Annotated in this window: 15 protein-coding genes; 6 read left to right on the top strand and 9 right to left on the bottom strand. The window is 64.4% G+C overall.

Going from position 1 to position 15,452, the window contains the following annotated elements; translation table 11 throughout:
- Positions 1-93: 93 nt before the first annotated feature.
- Positions 94-657: a hypothetical protein gene (locus N2602_RS20150; protein ID WP_260383688.1), complete on the bottom strand. Its 564-nt coding sequence runs from the start codon at positions 655-657 to the stop codon at positions 94-96.
- Positions 658-939: 282 nt separating this feature from the next.
- Here N2602_RS20150 and rimO point away from each other — a divergent pair, with 282 nt between their 5' ends.
- Positions 940-2,259 carry a 30S ribosomal protein S12 methylthiotransferase RimO gene (gene rimO, locus N2602_RS20155; protein WP_260379202.1) on the top strand — a complete coding sequence of 440 codons (1,320 nt, stop codon included), beginning with the start codon at positions 940-942 and terminating at the stop codon, positions 2,257-2,259.
- 98 nt (positions 2,260-2,357) lie between these two features.
- Here rimO and N2602_RS20160 read toward each other — a convergent pair whose 3' ends face one another.
- The 3 genes from N2602_RS20160 to N2602_RS20170 form a co-directional block, all read right to left on the bottom strand.
- Positions 2,358-2,753 (bottom strand): carboxymuconolactone decarboxylase family protein, encoded by a 396-nt coding sequence (locus tag N2602_RS20160; RefSeq protein ID WP_260379203.1) that lies wholly within the window; start codon positions 2,751-2,753, stop codon positions 2,358-2,360.
- Positions 2,686-3,117 (bottom strand): MerR family transcriptional regulator, encoded by a 432-nt coding sequence (locus N2602_RS20165; protein WP_260379204.1) that lies wholly within the window; start codon positions 3,115-3,117, stop codon positions 2,686-2,688. Before N2602_RS20165 ends, N2602_RS20160 begins: the two co-directional genes overlap by 68 nt.
- Before the next feature lie 169 nt (positions 3,118-3,286).
- A complete protein-coding gene (locus tag N2602_RS20170; protein WP_260379205.1) occupies positions 3,287-4,234 on the bottom strand; it encodes a hypothetical protein in 948 nt (315 codons plus the stop codon).
- Between the two features lie 123 nt (positions 4,235-4,357).
- On the opposite strand from N2602_RS20170, the gene N2602_RS20175 reads away from it, so the two are divergent.
- Together N2602_RS20175 and N2602_RS20180 are read left to right on the top strand one after the other, a co-directional pair.
- The gene (locus N2602_RS20175) at positions 4,358-5,515 is read left to right on the top strand and encodes a tetratricopeptide repeat protein (RefSeq protein ID WP_260379206.1); all 1,158 of its coding nucleotides are present in this window, start codon (positions 4,358-4,360) and stop codon (positions 5,513-5,515) included.
- Between the two features lie 377 nt (positions 5,516-5,892).
- Positions 5,893-7,083: an acetylornithine transaminase gene (locus tag N2602_RS20180; protein WP_260379207.1), complete on the top strand. Its 1,191-nt coding sequence runs from the start codon at positions 5,893-5,895 to the stop codon at positions 7,081-7,083.
- Positions 7,084-7,197: 114 nt separating this feature from the next.
- Here the strand turns inward: N2602_RS20180 and N2602_RS20185 are convergent, their stop codons facing one another.
- The 3 genes from N2602_RS20185 to pcsA all read right to left on the bottom strand — a co-directional run bounded on the left by N2602_RS20185 (position 7,198) and on the right by pcsA (position 9,758).
- The gene (locus tag N2602_RS20185) at positions 7,198-8,172 is read right to left on the bottom strand and encodes a quinone oxidoreductase (RefSeq protein ID WP_172783768.1); all 975 of its coding nucleotides are present in this window, start codon (positions 8,170-8,172) and stop codon (positions 7,198-7,200) included.
- Between the two features lie 75 nt (positions 8,173-8,247).
- Positions 8,248-8,982 carry a TerC family protein gene (locus N2602_RS20190; RefSeq protein ID WP_260379208.1) on the bottom strand — a complete coding sequence of 245 codons (735 nt, stop codon included), beginning with the start codon at positions 8,980-8,982 and terminating at the stop codon, positions 8,248-8,250.
- On the bottom strand, positions 8,979-9,758 hold the full coding sequence (gene pcsA, locus N2602_RS20195) for a phosphatidylcholine synthase (RefSeq protein WP_409241837.1): 780 nt from the start codon (positions 9,756-9,758) through the stop codon (positions 8,979-8,981). Before pcsA ends, N2602_RS20190 begins: the two co-directional genes overlap by 4 nt.
- Positions 9,759-9,845: 87 nt before the next feature.
- Between pcsA and N2602_RS20200 the strand changes: the two genes are divergently transcribed.
- Positions 9,846-11,030 (top strand): UbiH/UbiF family hydroxylase, encoded by a 1,185-nt coding sequence (locus tag N2602_RS20200; protein WP_260379209.1) that lies wholly within the window; start codon positions 9,846-9,848, stop codon positions 11,028-11,030.
- 22 nt (positions 11,031-11,052) lie between these two features.
- On the opposite strand, the gene N2602_RS20205 is transcribed toward N2602_RS20200, so the two are convergent.
- Positions 11,053-12,006 carry an AEC family transporter gene (locus N2602_RS20205; RefSeq protein WP_172783764.1) on the bottom strand — a complete coding sequence of 318 codons (954 nt, stop codon included), beginning with the start codon at positions 12,004-12,006 and terminating at the stop codon, positions 11,053-11,055.
- A 106-nt stretch (positions 12,007-12,112) separates the two neighbouring features.
- On the opposite strand from N2602_RS20205, the gene hspQ reads away from it, so the two are divergent.
- The gene (gene hspQ, locus N2602_RS20210; RefSeq protein ID WP_008564941.1) at positions 12,113-12,445 is read left to right on the top strand and encodes a heat shock protein HspQ; all 333 of its coding nucleotides are present in this window, start codon (positions 12,113-12,115) and stop codon (positions 12,443-12,445) included.
- 73 nt (positions 12,446-12,518) lie between these two features.
- On the opposite strand, the gene N2602_RS20215 is transcribed toward hspQ, so the two are convergent.
- Positions 12,519-13,346 carry an invasion associated locus B family protein gene (locus tag N2602_RS20215; protein WP_172783763.1) on the bottom strand — a complete coding sequence of 276 codons (828 nt, stop codon included), beginning with the start codon at positions 13,344-13,346 and terminating at the stop codon, positions 12,519-12,521.
- Positions 13,347-13,606: 260 nt separating this feature from the next.
- On the opposite strand from N2602_RS20215, the gene N2602_RS20220 reads away from it, so the two are divergent.
- The gene (locus N2602_RS20220; RefSeq protein WP_260383689.1) at positions 13,607-15,451 is read left to right on the top strand and encodes an extracellular solute-binding protein; all 1,845 of its coding nucleotides are present in this window, start codon (positions 13,607-13,609) and stop codon (positions 15,449-15,451) included.
- The last annotated feature ends 1 nt before the right edge of the window (position 15,452 follow it).

The following is a 15,452-nucleotide window of genomic DNA, read 5'->3' on the forward strand; positions in this document are numbered from 1 at the left end:
TTCGTGTCACTCGGGTGCGCGTGAGGCAACGAATGCAAACTTTCGAGGCCGCCGACTCCCGCCCGACGGCAGCTGCCATCTCCGCTTACGCTCTCACGGAATCTTCGCGCCAGCGATCATCTTTTCGATAAGTGGCACGGCGGCCAGCACCGCCGTCTCGTTGCGGCCGGAGACCGCTAGCCGCACGACGTAGGAATTGCCGTCCTGGTCGAGATCGGCGTAATGCGCGATCACTTCAACCGGCTGGTCCTTCAGGGACGGATTGTCGTAGCGGTTGATGATGACCTTGGGGTTGACCGAGGGAAGCGTGGCGATCTTGGCATTCTTGCCGGATGTCGTCGCCCAATCCTTATCGCTCGTTGCGACCCATTGAACCAATTCGGTCTGCTCCTTGTTGTAGCGGCCTTCGGCATAGATGATCACTTCGGCCTTGCCGAAAGTCTTCCCGTTGGGCACGAACATCGAGGCGCCGTACTTGAGGCTCGCGGCCTCGTCCCTCCTCCACCCATCGGGGACCTTCACGCGTGGCCTGAATTCCGGGCAAAATCGTTCTTGCCGATCGCAGACATGGATGATCTTGTCGACTTCAGCTCGCGCCGGGAACATCGCACAATAGGAAACGGTAACGAATGCCATGCCGAGGATGAAACGACGCATCGCGGTTAAGCTCCGTGAAATCAAGCAAGAAACAGAATAACAACCAAAACGGGCGCGTTCGAGCAATTCACCTCGGATCTACCACTCGCTCGATCCGAATGAGCTTCCAGCCTAGGAACCCTTGGTCAGTCCATACCTTCCCTGGTGACTGGCCGATCACGCCAAATACGCGCGAGGACCTGCTTTAGCAGCGCGCCGCATACGTTAGTTATTGAATTTCGCCATCGGTTCAATTACTTGGATCGCAAATCCAGACAATTCAGATAGGCTCCAGGCGATTACATGGACAGAGCGCCGCGCATTTCATTCACGTCACTCGGCTGCCCCAAGGCCTTGGTGGATTCCGAGCGCATCATTACGCGCCTGCGCGCGGAGGGCTACGAGCTCGCCCGCAAGCATGACGGGGCGGACATCGTCATCGTCAACACCTGCGGCTTCCTCGACAGCGCCAAGCACGAATCCCTCTCGGCGATCGGCGAGGCCATGGCCGAGAACGGCAGGGTGATCGTGACAGGTTGCATGGGCGCGGAACCGGAAGCGATCGAGCAGGCCTATCCGGGGGTGCTCTCCATCACCGGCCCGCAGCAATATGAGAGCGTGCTCGATGCCGTGCACCGCGCGCTGCCGCCGGCGCACAATCCGCATCTGGACCTGGTGCCGCCGCAGGGCATCAAGCTGACGCCGCGCCACTACGCGTACCTGAAGATCTCCGAGGGCTGCAACAACCGCTGCACCTTCTGCATCATCCCGAAGCTGCGCGGCGACCTGGTCTCGCGCCCCGCCAACGACGTGCTGCGCGAGGCCGAGCGGCTGGTCGGCGCCGGCGTCAAGGAGCTGCTGGTGATCTCGCAGGACACCTCGGCCTACGGCGTCGATCTGAAATACGCCGAGAGCCCATGGAAGGACCGCCAGGTCCGCGCCAAATTTCTCGACCTCGCGCGCGAGCTCGGCGAGTTGGGAGCCTGGGTCCGGCTGCAATATGTTTATCCCTACCCGCATGTCGACGAGGTCATCGCGCTGATGAACGAGGGCAAGGTGCTGCCCTATCTCGACATCCCGTTCCAGCATGCGAGCCCCGAGGTGCTGAAGGCGATGAAGCGTCCGGCCGCGCAGGACAAGACGCTGGCGCGGATCAAGCGCTGGCGCGAGGAATGTCCCGATCTCGCCTTGCGCTCGACCTTCATCGTCGGCTTCCCCGGCGAGACCGATGCCGACTTCACCTATCTGCTGGACTGGCTCGATGAGGCCGAGATCGACCGCGTTGGCTGCTTCAAATACGAGCCGGTCGCCGGCGCCACCTCGAACGCGATCGAGAACCCGGTACCGGAAGAGGTCAAGCAGGAGCGCTACAACGCGCTGATGGCCCGGCAGCAGAAGATCTCGGCGCGCCGGCTGAAGCGCAAGGTCGGCACGCGCCAGCAGATCATCATCGACGAGGTTGGTCCGACCGTAGCGAAGGGCCGCTCCAAGGCCGATGCGCCCGAGATCGACGGTGCCGTCTATCTCTCCAGCCGCCGCCCGCTCCGTGTCGGCGAGATCGTCACCGCGAAAATCGAGCGGGCGGATCAGTACGACCTGCACGGCAGCGTCGCGGGGTTCTGACTCTTCCGTCATTGCGAGCGCAGCGAAGCAATCCTGAATCCCTCCGCGGAGACAGTCTGGATTGCTTCGCTACGCTCGCAATGACGATAGGGATGCAGTCAGGCCTCACGCGCGGAAAACACCTCCTTGGCTGCGAACAGCCCGTTCACAGCCGCCGGGAAGCCCGCATAGACGGCCATCTGCATGATGATCTCCACGATCTCGTCGCGAGACAGCCCGACGTTCAGGCCCGCCTCGATGTGCACTTTGAGCTGAGGCGCGGCATTTCCGAGCGTCGTCAGCGCGGCGATCGTTGCGATCTCCCGATCGCGCAGTCCGAGGTCCGGGCGGCTGTAAATGTCGCCGAAGGGAAACTCGATCACGTATCGTGCGAAATCCGGAGCGATGTCGGCGAGTGAGGCGACCACCTTCTCGCCGGCTCTGCCGTCAATGCGCGACAGGGCCCGCTGGCCTCGATCGAAGCGGCTTTCGGCCTGTGTTTGGGCGTGCGTCATTTTGCTTCGTCCTCTGTTCATCGCTGGCATAGCCGGCGATCTTGGTATCAAGGACGAGCAGGCATTCCCTGAGTTCGGCAAGCTGCGTGCGAACCCGTTCCCGGTGGATTTCCAGCATCTGCCGTCGGGCTGCCCCGGTGGCTTCGCCTTCATCACGAAGCGCCGCATAGCGCAACATGTCCCGGATCGGCATTCCCGTGGTCTTGAGCCGACCGATGAATGTGATCCATGTGAGGATCGATGCGTCAAAGTCACGCTGGCCGGAACGATCCCGGTCTGCGTATGGCAGCAGCCCGATGCGCTCGTAATAGCGCAACGTGTGAGCCGACAGGCCGGTTCGCTTTGCGAGATCGCCGATCTTCATGTGTGCCCGTTCTCGTACTGACGCACGTACAAATACCCCTTCGAGCGCACTCTAAGTCAAGGGGATCGCAATCGAGATCGAAAGGTGCCATTCCTGCGAGGTCGGCATGGCACGACAGGAGAAGATTTCGGGGCGCCGGCTGGGCACAATAACACTCGGATCCCGAGCTTCAGGATTCCGTCAGCCATTTCGGCACCCAGCGCTCCGGGCGCGGAGCGCGGGCGAGATCGGCCTGAGCCTCGGACAATTTCGCAGGTTCGCCGGCGACTGTCGGGCGTGCATCGTATTCGAAGCTCGGCATGACGCGACCATCGGCGTAGAGTCCGAACCTCATCGCATACCATAACCCGAGCTCAGGCTGAGCCTTCCACATCTGTTCGCGCAGCTCGCGCAGCAGAGATTCGATCGATGTGGCTTCCTCGAACGGCTGCGCCCCCTGCTTGAGGATTCGCGCCTGGTATTGCTTGCCGACGATCGCGACCTCGAAACGCGTATTATCCCAGGCATTCTTGCCCTTGGGCAGATGGGCAGCCAGCCGCCAGCCGAGTTCGGCCATCATGCGATGGTTAGCCCAATAGTCCTCGCGGTCCCGGCTCCATTTTTCCATGAAGCCGCGGAAGTCGGGCAGCTCCGATGCATCCTCGTCCGGCGCAGCCGCCTCGCCCGTCGGCCGTTCGGCGAGCCATTGCGCCAGCTCGACGGTCTGGCACTCGACCTCGTCGTGCGGCTTGAGATCGCGCCAGGCCTTGTCGAAAGCTTGCGACGTCAGCTTGGCAAGCAGCCCGTCGAGGCTTGGCGCCAGCAATTCGTAATCGCCCTCGGATCCCAGTCCGACGATCGGCGGGTTGTCACGGTCAAGGCCGGCGCCGTACCAGCCGCCGACGGCCGAGCCGTCCGGCAGCCGCATGAACAGCGAAAACCTTTCGCGCAAGGGACTGCCGTCGACGATCGGCGCGGAATCCGAGAATTGGCCCTGCAGCGAGAAGCAGCCGACGCTGCCCCAGGGACGCCCCTTGAGCCAGGCCGCAAAGTCGACCAGCAGCGGCGGCGCCTCGATGCCAGGCGGAAACGCGCCGCGGATGCTGTCGAGGTCGATCGGATAGGGCGTATCGGACAAGGCTTTGAGCTATCTGGTTGGTCCCGCCTTCTTGGTCTGGGCCGTGGTGCATTCGGTTCGAACCAAGTCGCGTCCTTCGATCACAAACACGCTAGAGGCGCAATGGTTTCGACGCAGGAAACAATGAAACACGATGAAACGTCGGGGATTTTCCTCAAGCTGTCCGCAATCGTCCTGACGATGGCCCTGCTCGCGCTGCCGGCCCCCGCCAACGCGCGATCGCCATCGCCCGCGCAGGCCCGCCAGTGGTGCTTCGCCGACGATGGCGGAGGCAGCGACGAGCGGCGCTTCGCCGGCTGCTCGGCCCTGCTCAAGGCCAATCCAGACGATGTGCATGCGCTCGCCAATCGCGGCGAAATGTTTCGGCGACGTGGCGAGGCCGAGCGCGCCGTGGCCGACTTCAGCCGCGCCATCGACCTCGATGCCAGGGATCCCGACCTCCTGTACAATCGCGGCATCGCCTATGACGATCTCGGCGACGCCGACCGCGCCATCGCCGACTATACGCGCGCCATTCGGCTGAACGCCCGCGACCCGCTCTATTTCAACAACCGCGGCAACTCCCACATTCACAAGAAGGCCTACGAGCTCGCGATGGCCGACTACGATCAGGCTATCAAGCTCGATCCGAAATTCGCGCTCGCCTATTTCAATCGCGGCACCGCCTTCAGCAACCACGGCGACGATGCGAGAGCACTTGCGGACTTCGATCTGTCGATCAAGTTCGACCCGAACTACGGGCCAGCCTACGGCAACCGCGCCCGCATCTATCGCGACCGCGGCGACCGCCCCCGAGCGCTGGCCGATTTCGCCAGATCGATCGATCTCAGTCCGAACAACGACCGCGACTTCTATGCGCGCGCGAACATGTATTTCGATACGCACGATTATGCGCTGGCGCTCGACGATTACGACCGCTCCATCAGAGCGAATGCGAACCGTGCGGACGTGTTCAATTCGCGCTGCTTCACCCGCGCGATCGTCGGCCGCCTGCAGGAGGCGCTGGCCGATTGCGAACAGTCGCTGAAGATGGCTCCCAACGATGCCGAGACGCTGGACAGCCGCGCCCTCGCCCATCTCAAGCTCGGCAACATCGACGCGGCGATTGCCGACTACGACGCCGCGCTGAGCATCAAGCCGCGACTCGATGGCTCGCTCTACGGCCGCGGACTGGCGAAGCGCAAGAAGGGTGACAGTGAGGGCGCCGAGCGCGACATCGCGGCCGCAAGGGCAATCAACGCCGGCATCGCCGATGTGTTCTCGCATTACGGCGTCGAGTAAGCGTCACGCAGGAATGTGACACTATAATGCATTCACGCAGGGGCACCGCGATTGCGGACGCGCATTGGGGCGACGACGAGGCCGAGGAAGCCGCGCACCCGACCTGACCGATGCACGCTCGGCGTGCATCCTGCAAAAAGCCTGCTTGACAAGTCCTGCCGTTAGGCTGTACGGACGCGCCCCATGATCAACGCCCGGACCAGCCAGCGCACCGAAATGCTCCGCCGTCGCTCCCGCGACGACGAGAGGGTGCGCCATGTCCGAGGACGCCGCTGAACCACTGAATTCAGCCAGTTTTCGAGAAAGGCCGCACCCGCAAGGTGCGGCCTTTCTGCTTTTTGCGCCCCTTTTTCCACCCGCCTCCAGAGGAGTACGACATGACCACGCATCCGTATGACGCGCTGATGGACATCACCGCACGGCTCAAGGCCGTGTTCGTCCGCGGCGCCGGCTCCTACCTCTGGGACGACGGCCGCAAGCGCTATCTCGATTTCGTGCAGGGCTGGGCCGTGAACTGCCTCGGCCACTCCCCGCCCACGATCGCCGATGCGCTCGCCGCTCAAGCCAAGCGGCTGCTGACGCCGAGCCCGGCCTTCTACAACGAGCCGAGCCTCAAGCTTGCGCAGGCGCTGGTCGAGAACAGTGCCTTCGATCAAGTGTTCTTCGCCAATTCCGGCGCGGAAGCCAATGAGGGTGCGATCAAGCTCGCGCGCAAATATGGCAGCCTGCACAAAGGCGGCGCGTTCGAGATCATCAGCTTCGAAGGCGGCTTCCACGGAAGGACGCTGGCGACGATGTCGGCCTCGGGCAAGAAGGCGTTCGAGCCGCTGTTCGAGCCGAAGGTCGCAGGCTTCAAGAAGGCGAAGCTGAACGACATCGCCTCGGTCGAGAAGCTGATCAACGCCAACACCGTCGCCGTGATGCTCGAGCCGATCCAGGGGGAATCCGGCGTATGGCCCGCGACCGATCGGTTCCTGCAGCAGCTGCGCGCGCTGACCGAGGCGCATGGCCTCTTGCTCATTTTCGACGAGATCCAGACCGGCATGGGCCGGACCGGAAAGCTCTTCCACTACGAGCATACAGGCATCGCGCCCGACATCATGACGCTCGGCAAGGGCATCGGCGGCGGCGTGCCGCTCGCCGCCCTGCTCGCGACCGAACGCGCGTCATGCTTCGAGCATGGCGACCAGGGCGGCACGTTCAACGGCAATCCGATCATGTGCGCGGCGGGGCTTGCAGTGCTCGAGGAGGTCAATAAGCCCCACTTCCTGAAGGCGGTCACCGAGGCCGGCCTCCTGCTCGAAAGCGAGCTGCAGAAGGTCTCGGCCCGGCATGGGCTCGGCGGCGTCCGGGGACGCGGCCTGTTGCTCGCGCTCGATCTCAAGCTGCCGATCGCACCGGGCATCGTCGCGCAGGCGTTCGAGGCCGGCGTGCTGCTCAACGCCCCGCAAGTCGACAGCTTGCGCTTCATGCCGGCGCTGAACGTCACGAGGAGCGAGATCGCCGAGATGATCGAATGTCTCGACGCGATCTTGAACAAGGCCGGCGCGGCAAGACGGGTGGCGTAGGTGCCGTAGGGTGGGCAAAGCGAAGCGTGCCCACCATTTCTCACCGCAAAGAAAAATGGTGGGCACGGCGCTCCGCGCCTTTGCCCACCCTACGAACCGTCGATTCCGAAAGAGCTACGGCTTCAAGATCGACGCGCCCGTGGTCTTGCGGCTTTCGAGATCGACATGCGCCTTGGCGGCGTCCTTGAGCGCGTAGGCGTGGTTGATCGGCACGTGCAGCTTGCCGTTGATGACCGCGGCGAACAGCGTGTCGGCACCTTCGAGCAGTTCCTTGCGCGTGCCGACATAATCGTTGAGCTTCGGCCGCGTCGCGAACAGCGAGCCGTGATTGTTGAGCTCGGCGATCGCGAACGGCGGCACGGGGCCCGAGGCATTGCCGAACGAGACGAACATGCCGCGCGGCTTCAGGCAGGACAGCGAGCCCGGGAACGTCGCCTTGCCAACGCCGTCATAGACGACGTCGCAACCCTCGTTGCGGCTGATCTGCTTCACGCGCGCGACGAAATCCTCCTCGTTGTAGAGGATGACGTGATCGCAGCCATTGGCCTCCGCAAGCTCGGCCTTCTCGCGCGAGCCGACGGTGCCGATGACATGCGCGCCGAGCGCCCTCGCCCATTGGCAGGCGAGCAGGCCGATGCCGCCGGCCGCGGCATGGACCAGCACGCGATGATGCGGCTCGACCTTGAAGGTCTTGTGCAGCAGGTACCAGACCGTCAGCCCCTTCAACATCAGCACGGCGCCCTGCTCGTAGGTGATGTGATCGGGCAGCTTGACCAGCTTCTCCCAGGGCAGGTTGCGCTCGCCGGTATAGGCCCCGAGATTGTGGTAGTAGGCAACGCGGTCGCCGGGATGAAAATGCGTAACGCCAGGCCCGACCGCGACAACCTCGCCCGAAGCCTCGTTGCCGGCGATGAAGGGCAATCCCGGCGCCTTGTAGAGGCCGGTGCGGTAATAGACGTCGATGAAGTTGAGGCCCACCGCATGCTGGCGGATGCGCACCTCGCCCGGCCCGGGCGCCGGCACATCGACGCTCTCATAGACCAGGGCTTCGGGGCCTCCGACCTTGTGCACACGGATGGCTTTGGTCATCACCTGACCTCCTCTTCTTGCGGCTGAGCGAAAGCCATCGCGCCCGCCTTGTCAACTCGACGCCCGCAGGACCCGCTAGACCGACGGCTTGCTCGCCTTCTTGCGGTTGCGCTTGGCCAGCACGTTGAAGAACTCCACCGCCGCCGAGAACGCAATTGCGAAATAGATGTAGCCGCGCGGAATGTGGAAGTGGAATCCGTCCGCGACCAGCGCGACGCCGATCAGCACCAGGAAGGCCAGTGCCAGCATCTTGGTGGTCGGATGCTCCGCGACGAATCGCGACACCGGCCCCGACGAAATGTACATGATCAGGCAGGCGATCACGACTGCCGCGACCATGATCTCGATGTCCTGGGCCATGCCGATCGCGGTGATGATCGAGTCCAGCGAGAACACGATGTCGATGATCACGATCTGGACGATCACCCAGAAGAAGGCGTTGCCCGCGGACTTCTCCTCGCCCTCGCCCTCATCGGCTTCGACCTCGCCGTGAATCTCGTGCGTCGCCTTGGCGATCAGGAACAGTCCACCGCCGATCAGGATCAGGTCGCGCCAGGAGAAGTCGAACCCCGCAAACGAAAACACCGGTGCGGTCAGGCCGATCAGCCAGACCAGCACGCTGAGCAGGATGATGCGGAAGACCAGCGCCAGCGCCAGCCCGATCTGGCGGGCGCGATGCGCCTGCTGCTTGGGGATGCGTGCGACGATCACCGAGATGAAGATGACGTTGTCGATCCCGAGCACGATCTCGAGCGCCGTCAAGGTGAGCAGCGCGGCCCAGGCTTCCGGGCTGGTCAACAGGTGCATCACACCAAGGATCTCGCCAGGGATCTTGCCAGGCGGATCAAGGCGTCGCTGAAGCTGATCCAGAGCGCGATGGCGCAGAGCACGAGGGTCACCCCGGCGCCGACGCGAAAATCCATCTGCAGCGTGTAGAAGGCGAGCACCGCCCAGATCGCGATCAGCGACATCGTCAGCCAGCGCAGCCGTACGACGCGGACCGGATGCAGCACATGGAACGGCACGAACGTCAGCACGACCAGCGCGGCGACCAGCAGCGTCGCCCACAGCGGCGGCCAATGCAGCAGGAACAGATAGAACGCGGCCGCATTCCACAGCGCCGGGAAGCCGCGGAAATGATTGTCGTCGGCCTTCATGCGCTGGTCGGCGAAATACAACGCGCTGGTGACGATGATGGCAATGCCCAGCAAGGGAGCCGCGACCGGCAGCAACATGCCGCTGGCGACGATCGCATAGGCCGGCACGAACACATAGGTGACGAAGTCGACCACGAGATCGAGCACGTCACCCGACCAGTTGGGCTGCACGTTCTTGACGTCGAGCCGGCGCGCGATCGGCCCGTCGACCGCATCGATGATCAGCGCGACGCCCAGCCATTGAAACATCGCCGCCCAGTGCTCGCGCACGGCCTCCAGCATCGCCAGGAGCGCGATCGCCGCGCCGAACGCGGTGAAGATGTGCACGGAGAAGGCCGCGGCGCGGATCGCCGGTCTCGGCTTCAGGGAATCCTGCTGAATATCCATGGCTTCTGCTACCAGAATGCGACCGGTTTGCACATCCGCCATTGCGGCGCACGATCGCACAATTCGCCATAAAATCAGGGAAATATAGGTGGGCTTGAATTTGCCGCCCGGCGTGTCAAATGTCGCTCCATGACAGATGCATCGACACTCCATGACGCGGCCGTGGTCGGCGGCGGACCGGCCGGACTTGCCGCGGCGATCGCCCTGGCGCAGGCGGGTGCCCGGACCGCACTGGTGGCGCGCCGCGTTCCCTATGCCGACAATCGCACCACCGCATTGCTCGGTGCCTCCATCGATCTATTGGAAAGCCTCGACGTCTGGTCGCGCTGCCGGGACAAGGCTGCTGCGCTGGAAGTCATGCGCCTCGTCGACGACACCGGCCGGCTGTTCCGCGCGCCGGAGGTGCGCTTCTCCTGTCATGAAATCGGCCTCGACGCGTTCGGCTACAACATCGACAACCGCGCGCTGATGCTGGCGCTGGAAGCGCGCGCAGCCGAGCTGCCCAATCTGGTCCGCTTCGACGACGAGGCCGAAAGCGTGGTCATCGAAGCCGACGACGTCGCATTGCGCACGGCGTCCGGACAGTTTCTCTCGGCTCGCCTCGTGGTCGGCGCCGACGGCCGGCACTCGCTGTGCCGCGAGGCCGCCGGCATCGAGGTGACGCGGCGCGAGCTGAGCCAGACCGCGCTGACCTTCAACGTCGGTCATAGCAGGCCCCACCGCAACGTCTCGACCGAGTTCCACACGCCGCACGGGCCTTGCGTGTTCGTGCCTCTGCCCGGCGACCGTTCGAGCATCGTCTGGGTCTCGGCGCCAGCAGAGGCCGAACGGCTGCGCGGCCTGAGCGACGAGGAGCTGTCGGCGGCGATCGAGAAGCAGTCGCATTCGATCCTGGGACGCATGAATGTCGAGGCCGGGCGCAACCTGTTCCCGCTCGCGATCGAGCGTCCGAAATCCTTCGGTCGCGACCGTATCGGGCTGGTCGGCGAAGCCGCCCATGTGGTGCCGCCGATCGGCGCGCAGGGCCTCAATCTCGGCCTGCGCGATTCCGCGGACATCGCCCGGCTCGCGGGCGATGCCATCGCCGCGGGACGGGATCCCGGCGCGGACGACGTGCTCAAGCGCTATGATCGCGCCCGCCGGCCGGACATCTTGAGCCGCACCTTTGCGATCGACATCGCCAACCGCTCCTTGCTCAACGACTTCCTGCCGCTCCAGCCCGTCCGCGCAGTCGGCATGCACCTCCTCGGTGCCATCGGCCCGCTCCGGCGCTTTGCGATGCGCGAAGGCCTGACGCCGACCTGGCGGCGGTAGGATTGGCGGCGGCCAAGCCCGCTTACGGAAACGCCAGCCGTCCCGTCTGGATCGCCCACATCACGCTGGTCAGCGTGACCACCGACGCGAAGGTGCCAAGCAGCACTGCGACGGAGGCGGATTCGATCCAGGCATCGTTCTGCCGGGCGATGACGAACACGTTGAGCGCCGGCGGCAGCGAGGCCATCAGCACGGCGGTGGCGGCCCAGGGCTGCGCGAACGGGCCGAACGCCAGCATCAGGGCGAACGCCGCGAGCGGATGGATCAGCAGCTTGACCGCGATCACGCCCGGCACCTCCCACGGCACCCGATCGAACGGACGGAGCGCCACGGTCACGCCGAGCACGAACAGCGCGGTCGGCGCGGCCGCGTTCTGCAGGAATGTGATGGTGCGGTCGAGCGCGACCGGCAGCTCGATATGCAATGCGGCCACCGCCGCGCCGAAGCACGCTGACATGATCAGCGGATTGAGCACGATCTGCTTGAGCACGACGCCGAAGGCGTGGACGAACGAGGGATGGTCGCGGTCGGACAGCTCGATCAAGAGCGGCACGATCGTGAACAGGAAGATGCTGTCGCAGCAGAAGATCAGCGCGGTCGGCGCGGCCGCCTTCGGCCCGAGCACCGCGAGCGCGAGGCCCGGGCCCATATAGCCGATATTGCCGTAGCCGCCGGAGAGGCCCGCAAGCGTCGCTTCGCGCAGCGTCAGCCGTCCGAAGAGCTTGCCGACAACCAGCGCCAGCGTGAATGCCGCAACCGTCGACAGCGTCGTCGCCACCAGGAACGGCGGATTGTTCAATTCCGAAAACGGCGTCTTCGACATGATCGCAAACAGCAGCGCCGGCAGCGACACGTAGAGCAGGAAGAAGTTCATCCAGGCGAGCCCCGATTCCGGGATGGACTTGACCTTGCCGCAGGCGAAACCGACGAAGATCAAGCCGAAATAAGGTAGCGCCAGATTGAGGATATCGACCATTGCTGAAGTTTTTTCTGAAGGCTTGGGGGCTATCCGTCCCGGAAACGAAGGTTAATTCCGGCTAAGGGCACTAGCATCGGCCACAATCCTGGTCTATCGACGGGGAATGATTAAAGCGCGGACCGCCAAATTCCAGATCGGACAGGTCGTTCGCCACCGGATCTTCTCGTTCCGGGGGGTGATCTTCGACATCGATCCGGAATTCAACAACACCGAGGAGTGGTGGCTGTCGATTCCCGAGGAGGTGCGGCCCCACAAGGACCAGCCGTTCTACCATCTGCTCGCGGAGAACGCTGAATCCGAATACGTCGCCTATGTCTCTGAGCAGAACCTGTTGCCGGATGATTCCGGCGAGCCGGTCCGGCATTCCCAGGTTGCGGAGATCTTCATCAAGGACAAGGCCGGCGGCTATCGCCCGCGCAATCCCTCGCTGAACTGATCGTCGCCGATCGGCGGCCAGCAAAAAAGGCGCTCGAACCGAGCGCCTTTTTCACGTCCGGATTTGCTCCCGATTACTTCTGACCAGTCGGAGCCGCGCCGGGCGCGCCACCACCCTGCTGCTCGAGCTTCTTGCGCTGCTCGTCGGCCTTCTTCTGAAGCTCTTCCTGGAGCTTCTTCTGGGTTTCCTCGAACACCTTCGGATCGGTCGGCGGACCGTCATAGGCCTTCTGGAATTCGCCGGTGAGCGGCAGCGGCAAGGTCAGCGGCGCGCCGTTGGCGTTGATCGCCTGGACAACGAGATTCTGGCCCTTCTTCATGTTGTTGATGAGCTCGGGCGTGGCCTCGTAGTCGGACATGCAGCCGTTCTGGAAGCAGATCACATAGGGCTGCTGCAGCGGCGCGTTGCTGTCGACGATGATGCGGGTGCCGTGGACGAGCTGCATGCCGAGCGGCAGCGTCACGCGCAGGATCTTCTTCGGCTCGCCTTCCGGCTCGATGATCACGGCCGCGATGACCGGCTGGCCCGATTCGATGCGGCCGTCCTTGCCGGTGAAGCAGACCTGCTTGGCATTGGCGTCCTGGCCCTTGAGGCAGAACTTGGTCCAGGGCGCATAGATCAGCTGGATCTGCTGATCGGCGGGCTGGGCTGCGCCCTGCTGCGGGGCGCCTTGCTGCGCGGGAGCCTGCGGCGATGCTGCGGGCGCCGGAGCCTTGGGAGCTGCCTTGGGAGCCGCCTTCGGAGCCGGGGCCGGGGAGGCCTTGGGCGCAGCGGGTGCGCCGGGGGCCGGCGCAGGGGTCTGGGCCTCGGCGGCAAACGGAACGGCCAACGCCGTCGCCGTCAACAGGGCGAGAAGTCGCCCGCGCGGCCGGACGGACGCGGCCAAGTAACGGAAATTCATTGCGGAAAACCCTTTCTGAACGGGAAGTGCCCGAACCGCTCCGAAGCGCCGAACCTGGCCGCCTTGGGCGCGGCTCTCTTCCCGTCAATTGAGGCGGATAAGTGACGGGCTCGACGCTCTTGCGCGATTGGGTGCCTTCTTAACGTGGCCGACGAAAAGATCAATGCCGACAAGCGTCTTTGGCCGGTCTGGTGCAAAAGCCCCATCAAATTCCCTGTGATAAGATTCGGGCCCGCCGGTCCTCGAATCACCGTGTGCCGATGTTCATGTTCCAGCGCCTCTTCGAGGGCCCCGGCCTCCGCCTCTGTGCGCTTGCCCTTGCGCTTGGCGGGGTGCTGTCGGCCGGCGCCGCCGCGGCCGAGGAGGCCCATGCGATCGCCATGCACGGCAAGCCGGCGAAGCCTGCCGATTTCAGCCACATGCCCTATGCCAACCCCGATGCCCCCAGGGGCGGCCGCCTGACCTGGGGTATTCTCGGCACCTTCGACAGCCTCAATCCCTTCATCGTTAGGGGATTGGCGGTGCAGCCGGTCCGCAACTACGTGGTCGAGAGCCTGCTGGCGCGCGGGCAGGACGAGCCGTTCACGCTTTACGGCCTGCTCGCCAGAACGGTCGAAACCAATGACGAGCGAAGCTTCGTCACCTTCCGTCTCGATCCCCGCGCCCGCTTCTCCGACGGCAAGCCGGTCACGGCCGAGGACGTGCTGTTCTCGTGGCTGCTGCTGCGCGACCGCGGCCGTCCCAATCACCGGCAGTATTACAGCAAGGTTGCGAAGGCCGAAGCGCCCGATCCTCTCACCGTCCGATTCGACTTAACCGGCGCCAACGACCGCGAGCTGCCGCTGATTCTCGGCCTGATGCCGATCCTGCCCAAGCACGCGATCGACGTTGCGACCTTCGAGGAAACGACGCTGACGGCGCCGCTCGGCTCGGGCCCCTATCGGGTCACGGCGGTGAAGCCGGGCGCCAGCGTGACGCTCACGCGCAATCCCGATTATTGGGGCCGCGACCTCGCCATCAATCGCGGGCTCTACAATTTCGACGAGATCAGGCTCGACTATTTTCGCGAGGCGAACGGCCAGTTCGAGGCATTCAAGCGCGGCCTCTACGATTTCCGCGTCGAGCACGAGCCCTTGCGCTGGCACGACGGCTATGACTTTCCGGCCGCCAGAAGCGGCGAGGTGATCCGCGACACCGTCAAGCCCGGCATGCCGCAGCCGTCCGAATTCCTGGTGTTCAACACCCGCCGTCCGATCTTCGCCGACATCCGCGTGCGGCAGGCCCTGACGCTGCTGTTCGATTTCGAGCTGGTCAACCGCAGCTATTTCTTCGGGCTCTATTCGCGCGTGGCCGGCTATTTCGCCGGCTCGGAGCTGTCGGCCTATGGCAGGCCTGCCGATGCGCGCGAGCGCGAGCTGCTCAAACCGTTCGCCGCGCAGATCCCGCCCGACATCCTCGAGGGCAGCTACCGCCTGCCGGTCACCGACGGATCAGGCCGCGACCGCACCACGCTGCGCGCCGCGCTGAAGCTGCTGTCTGAGGCCGGCTACGATCTCGACGGCACCGCGCTGCGCAACCGCGCGACCAAGGCCCCCTTCACCTTCGAGATCATGGTCACGACGCGCGACCAGGAGCGCATCGCGCTCGCCTTCCAGCGCGACCTCAGGCGCGCCGGCATCGAGGCCAGCGTGCGCTCGGTCGATCCCGTGCAATTTGACCAGCGCCGGCTCGCCTTTGAGTTCGACATGATCCAGAACCGCTGGGACCAGTCGCTGTCGCCCGGCAACGAGCAGTATTTCTATTGGGGCAGCGCGGCCGCGGACAATCCGGGCACGCGCAACTACATGGGCGCCAGGGATCCCGCCGTCGATGCCATGATCGCCGCCCTGCTCGAGGCCCGTGAACATACGGACTTCGTTTCGGCGGTGCGCGCGCTCGACCGCGTCCTGATCGCGGGCGTCTACACAATCCCGCTGTTTAACGTATCGGAGCAATGGATCGCGCGCTGGAATCGGATAGAACGGCCCAAGACCACCTCGCTCTCGGGCTATTTGCCGGAGACTTGGTGGTCGAAGGGGCAGCCGCAAGCTCATCAAGCGAAGTGAC

The sequence above is a fragment of the Bradyrhizobium sp. NC92 genome, assembly GCF_025200865.1.
Taxonomy (GTDB): Bacteria; Pseudomonadota; Alphaproteobacteria; order Rhizobiales; family Xanthobacteraceae; genus Bradyrhizobium.

Excerpts from the sequence above, each read along its gene's own strand:
- N2602_RS20150 (WP_260383688.1), bottom strand. The coding sequence starts at position 657 with ATGCGTCGTTTCATCCTCGGCATGGCATTCGTTACCGTTTCCTATTGT.
- rimO (WP_260379202.1), top strand. The coding sequence starts at position 940 with ATGGACAGAGCGCCGCGCATTTCATTCACGTCACTCGGCTGCCCCAAG.
- N2602_RS20160 (WP_260379203.1), bottom strand. The coding sequence starts at position 2,753 with ATGACGCACGCCCAAACACAGGCCGAAAGCCGCTTCGATCGAGGCCAG.
- N2602_RS20165 (WP_260379204.1), bottom strand. The coding sequence starts at position 3,117 with ATGAAGATCGGCGATCTCGCAAAGCGAACCGGCCTGTCGGCTCACACG.
- N2602_RS20175 (WP_260379206.1), top strand. The coding sequence starts at position 4,358 with ATGAAACACGATGAAACGTCGGGGATTTTCCTCAAGCTGTCCGCAATC.
- N2602_RS20180 (WP_260379207.1), top strand. The coding sequence starts at position 5,893 with ATGACCACGCATCCGTATGACGCGCTGATGGACATCACCGCACGGCTC.
- N2602_RS20185 (WP_172783768.1), bottom strand. The coding sequence starts at position 8,172 with ATGACCAAAGCCATCCGTGTGCACAAGGTCGGAGGCCCCGAAGCCCTG.
- pcsA (WP_409241837.1), bottom strand. The coding sequence starts at position 9,758 with ATGGCGGATGTGCAAACCGGTCGCATTCTGGTAGCAGAAGCCATGGAT.
- N2602_RS20200 (WP_260379209.1), top strand. The coding sequence starts at position 9,846 with ATGACAGATGCATCGACACTCCATGACGCGGCCGTGGTCGGCGGCGGA.
- N2602_RS20205 (WP_172783764.1), bottom strand. The coding sequence starts at position 12,006 with ATGGTCGATATCCTCAATCTGGCGCTACCTTATTTCGGCTTGATCTTC.
- hspQ (WP_008564941.1), top strand. The coding sequence starts at position 12,113 with ATGATTAAAGCGCGGACCGCCAAATTCCAGATCGGACAGGTCGTTCGC.
- N2602_RS20215 (WP_172783763.1), bottom strand. The coding sequence starts at position 13,346 with ATGAATTTCCGTTACTTGGCCGCGTCCGTCCGGCCGCGCGGGCGACTT.
- N2602_RS20220 (WP_260383689.1), top strand. The coding sequence starts at position 13,607 with ATGTTCATGTTCCAGCGCCTCTTCGAGGGCCCCGGCCTCCGCCTCTGT.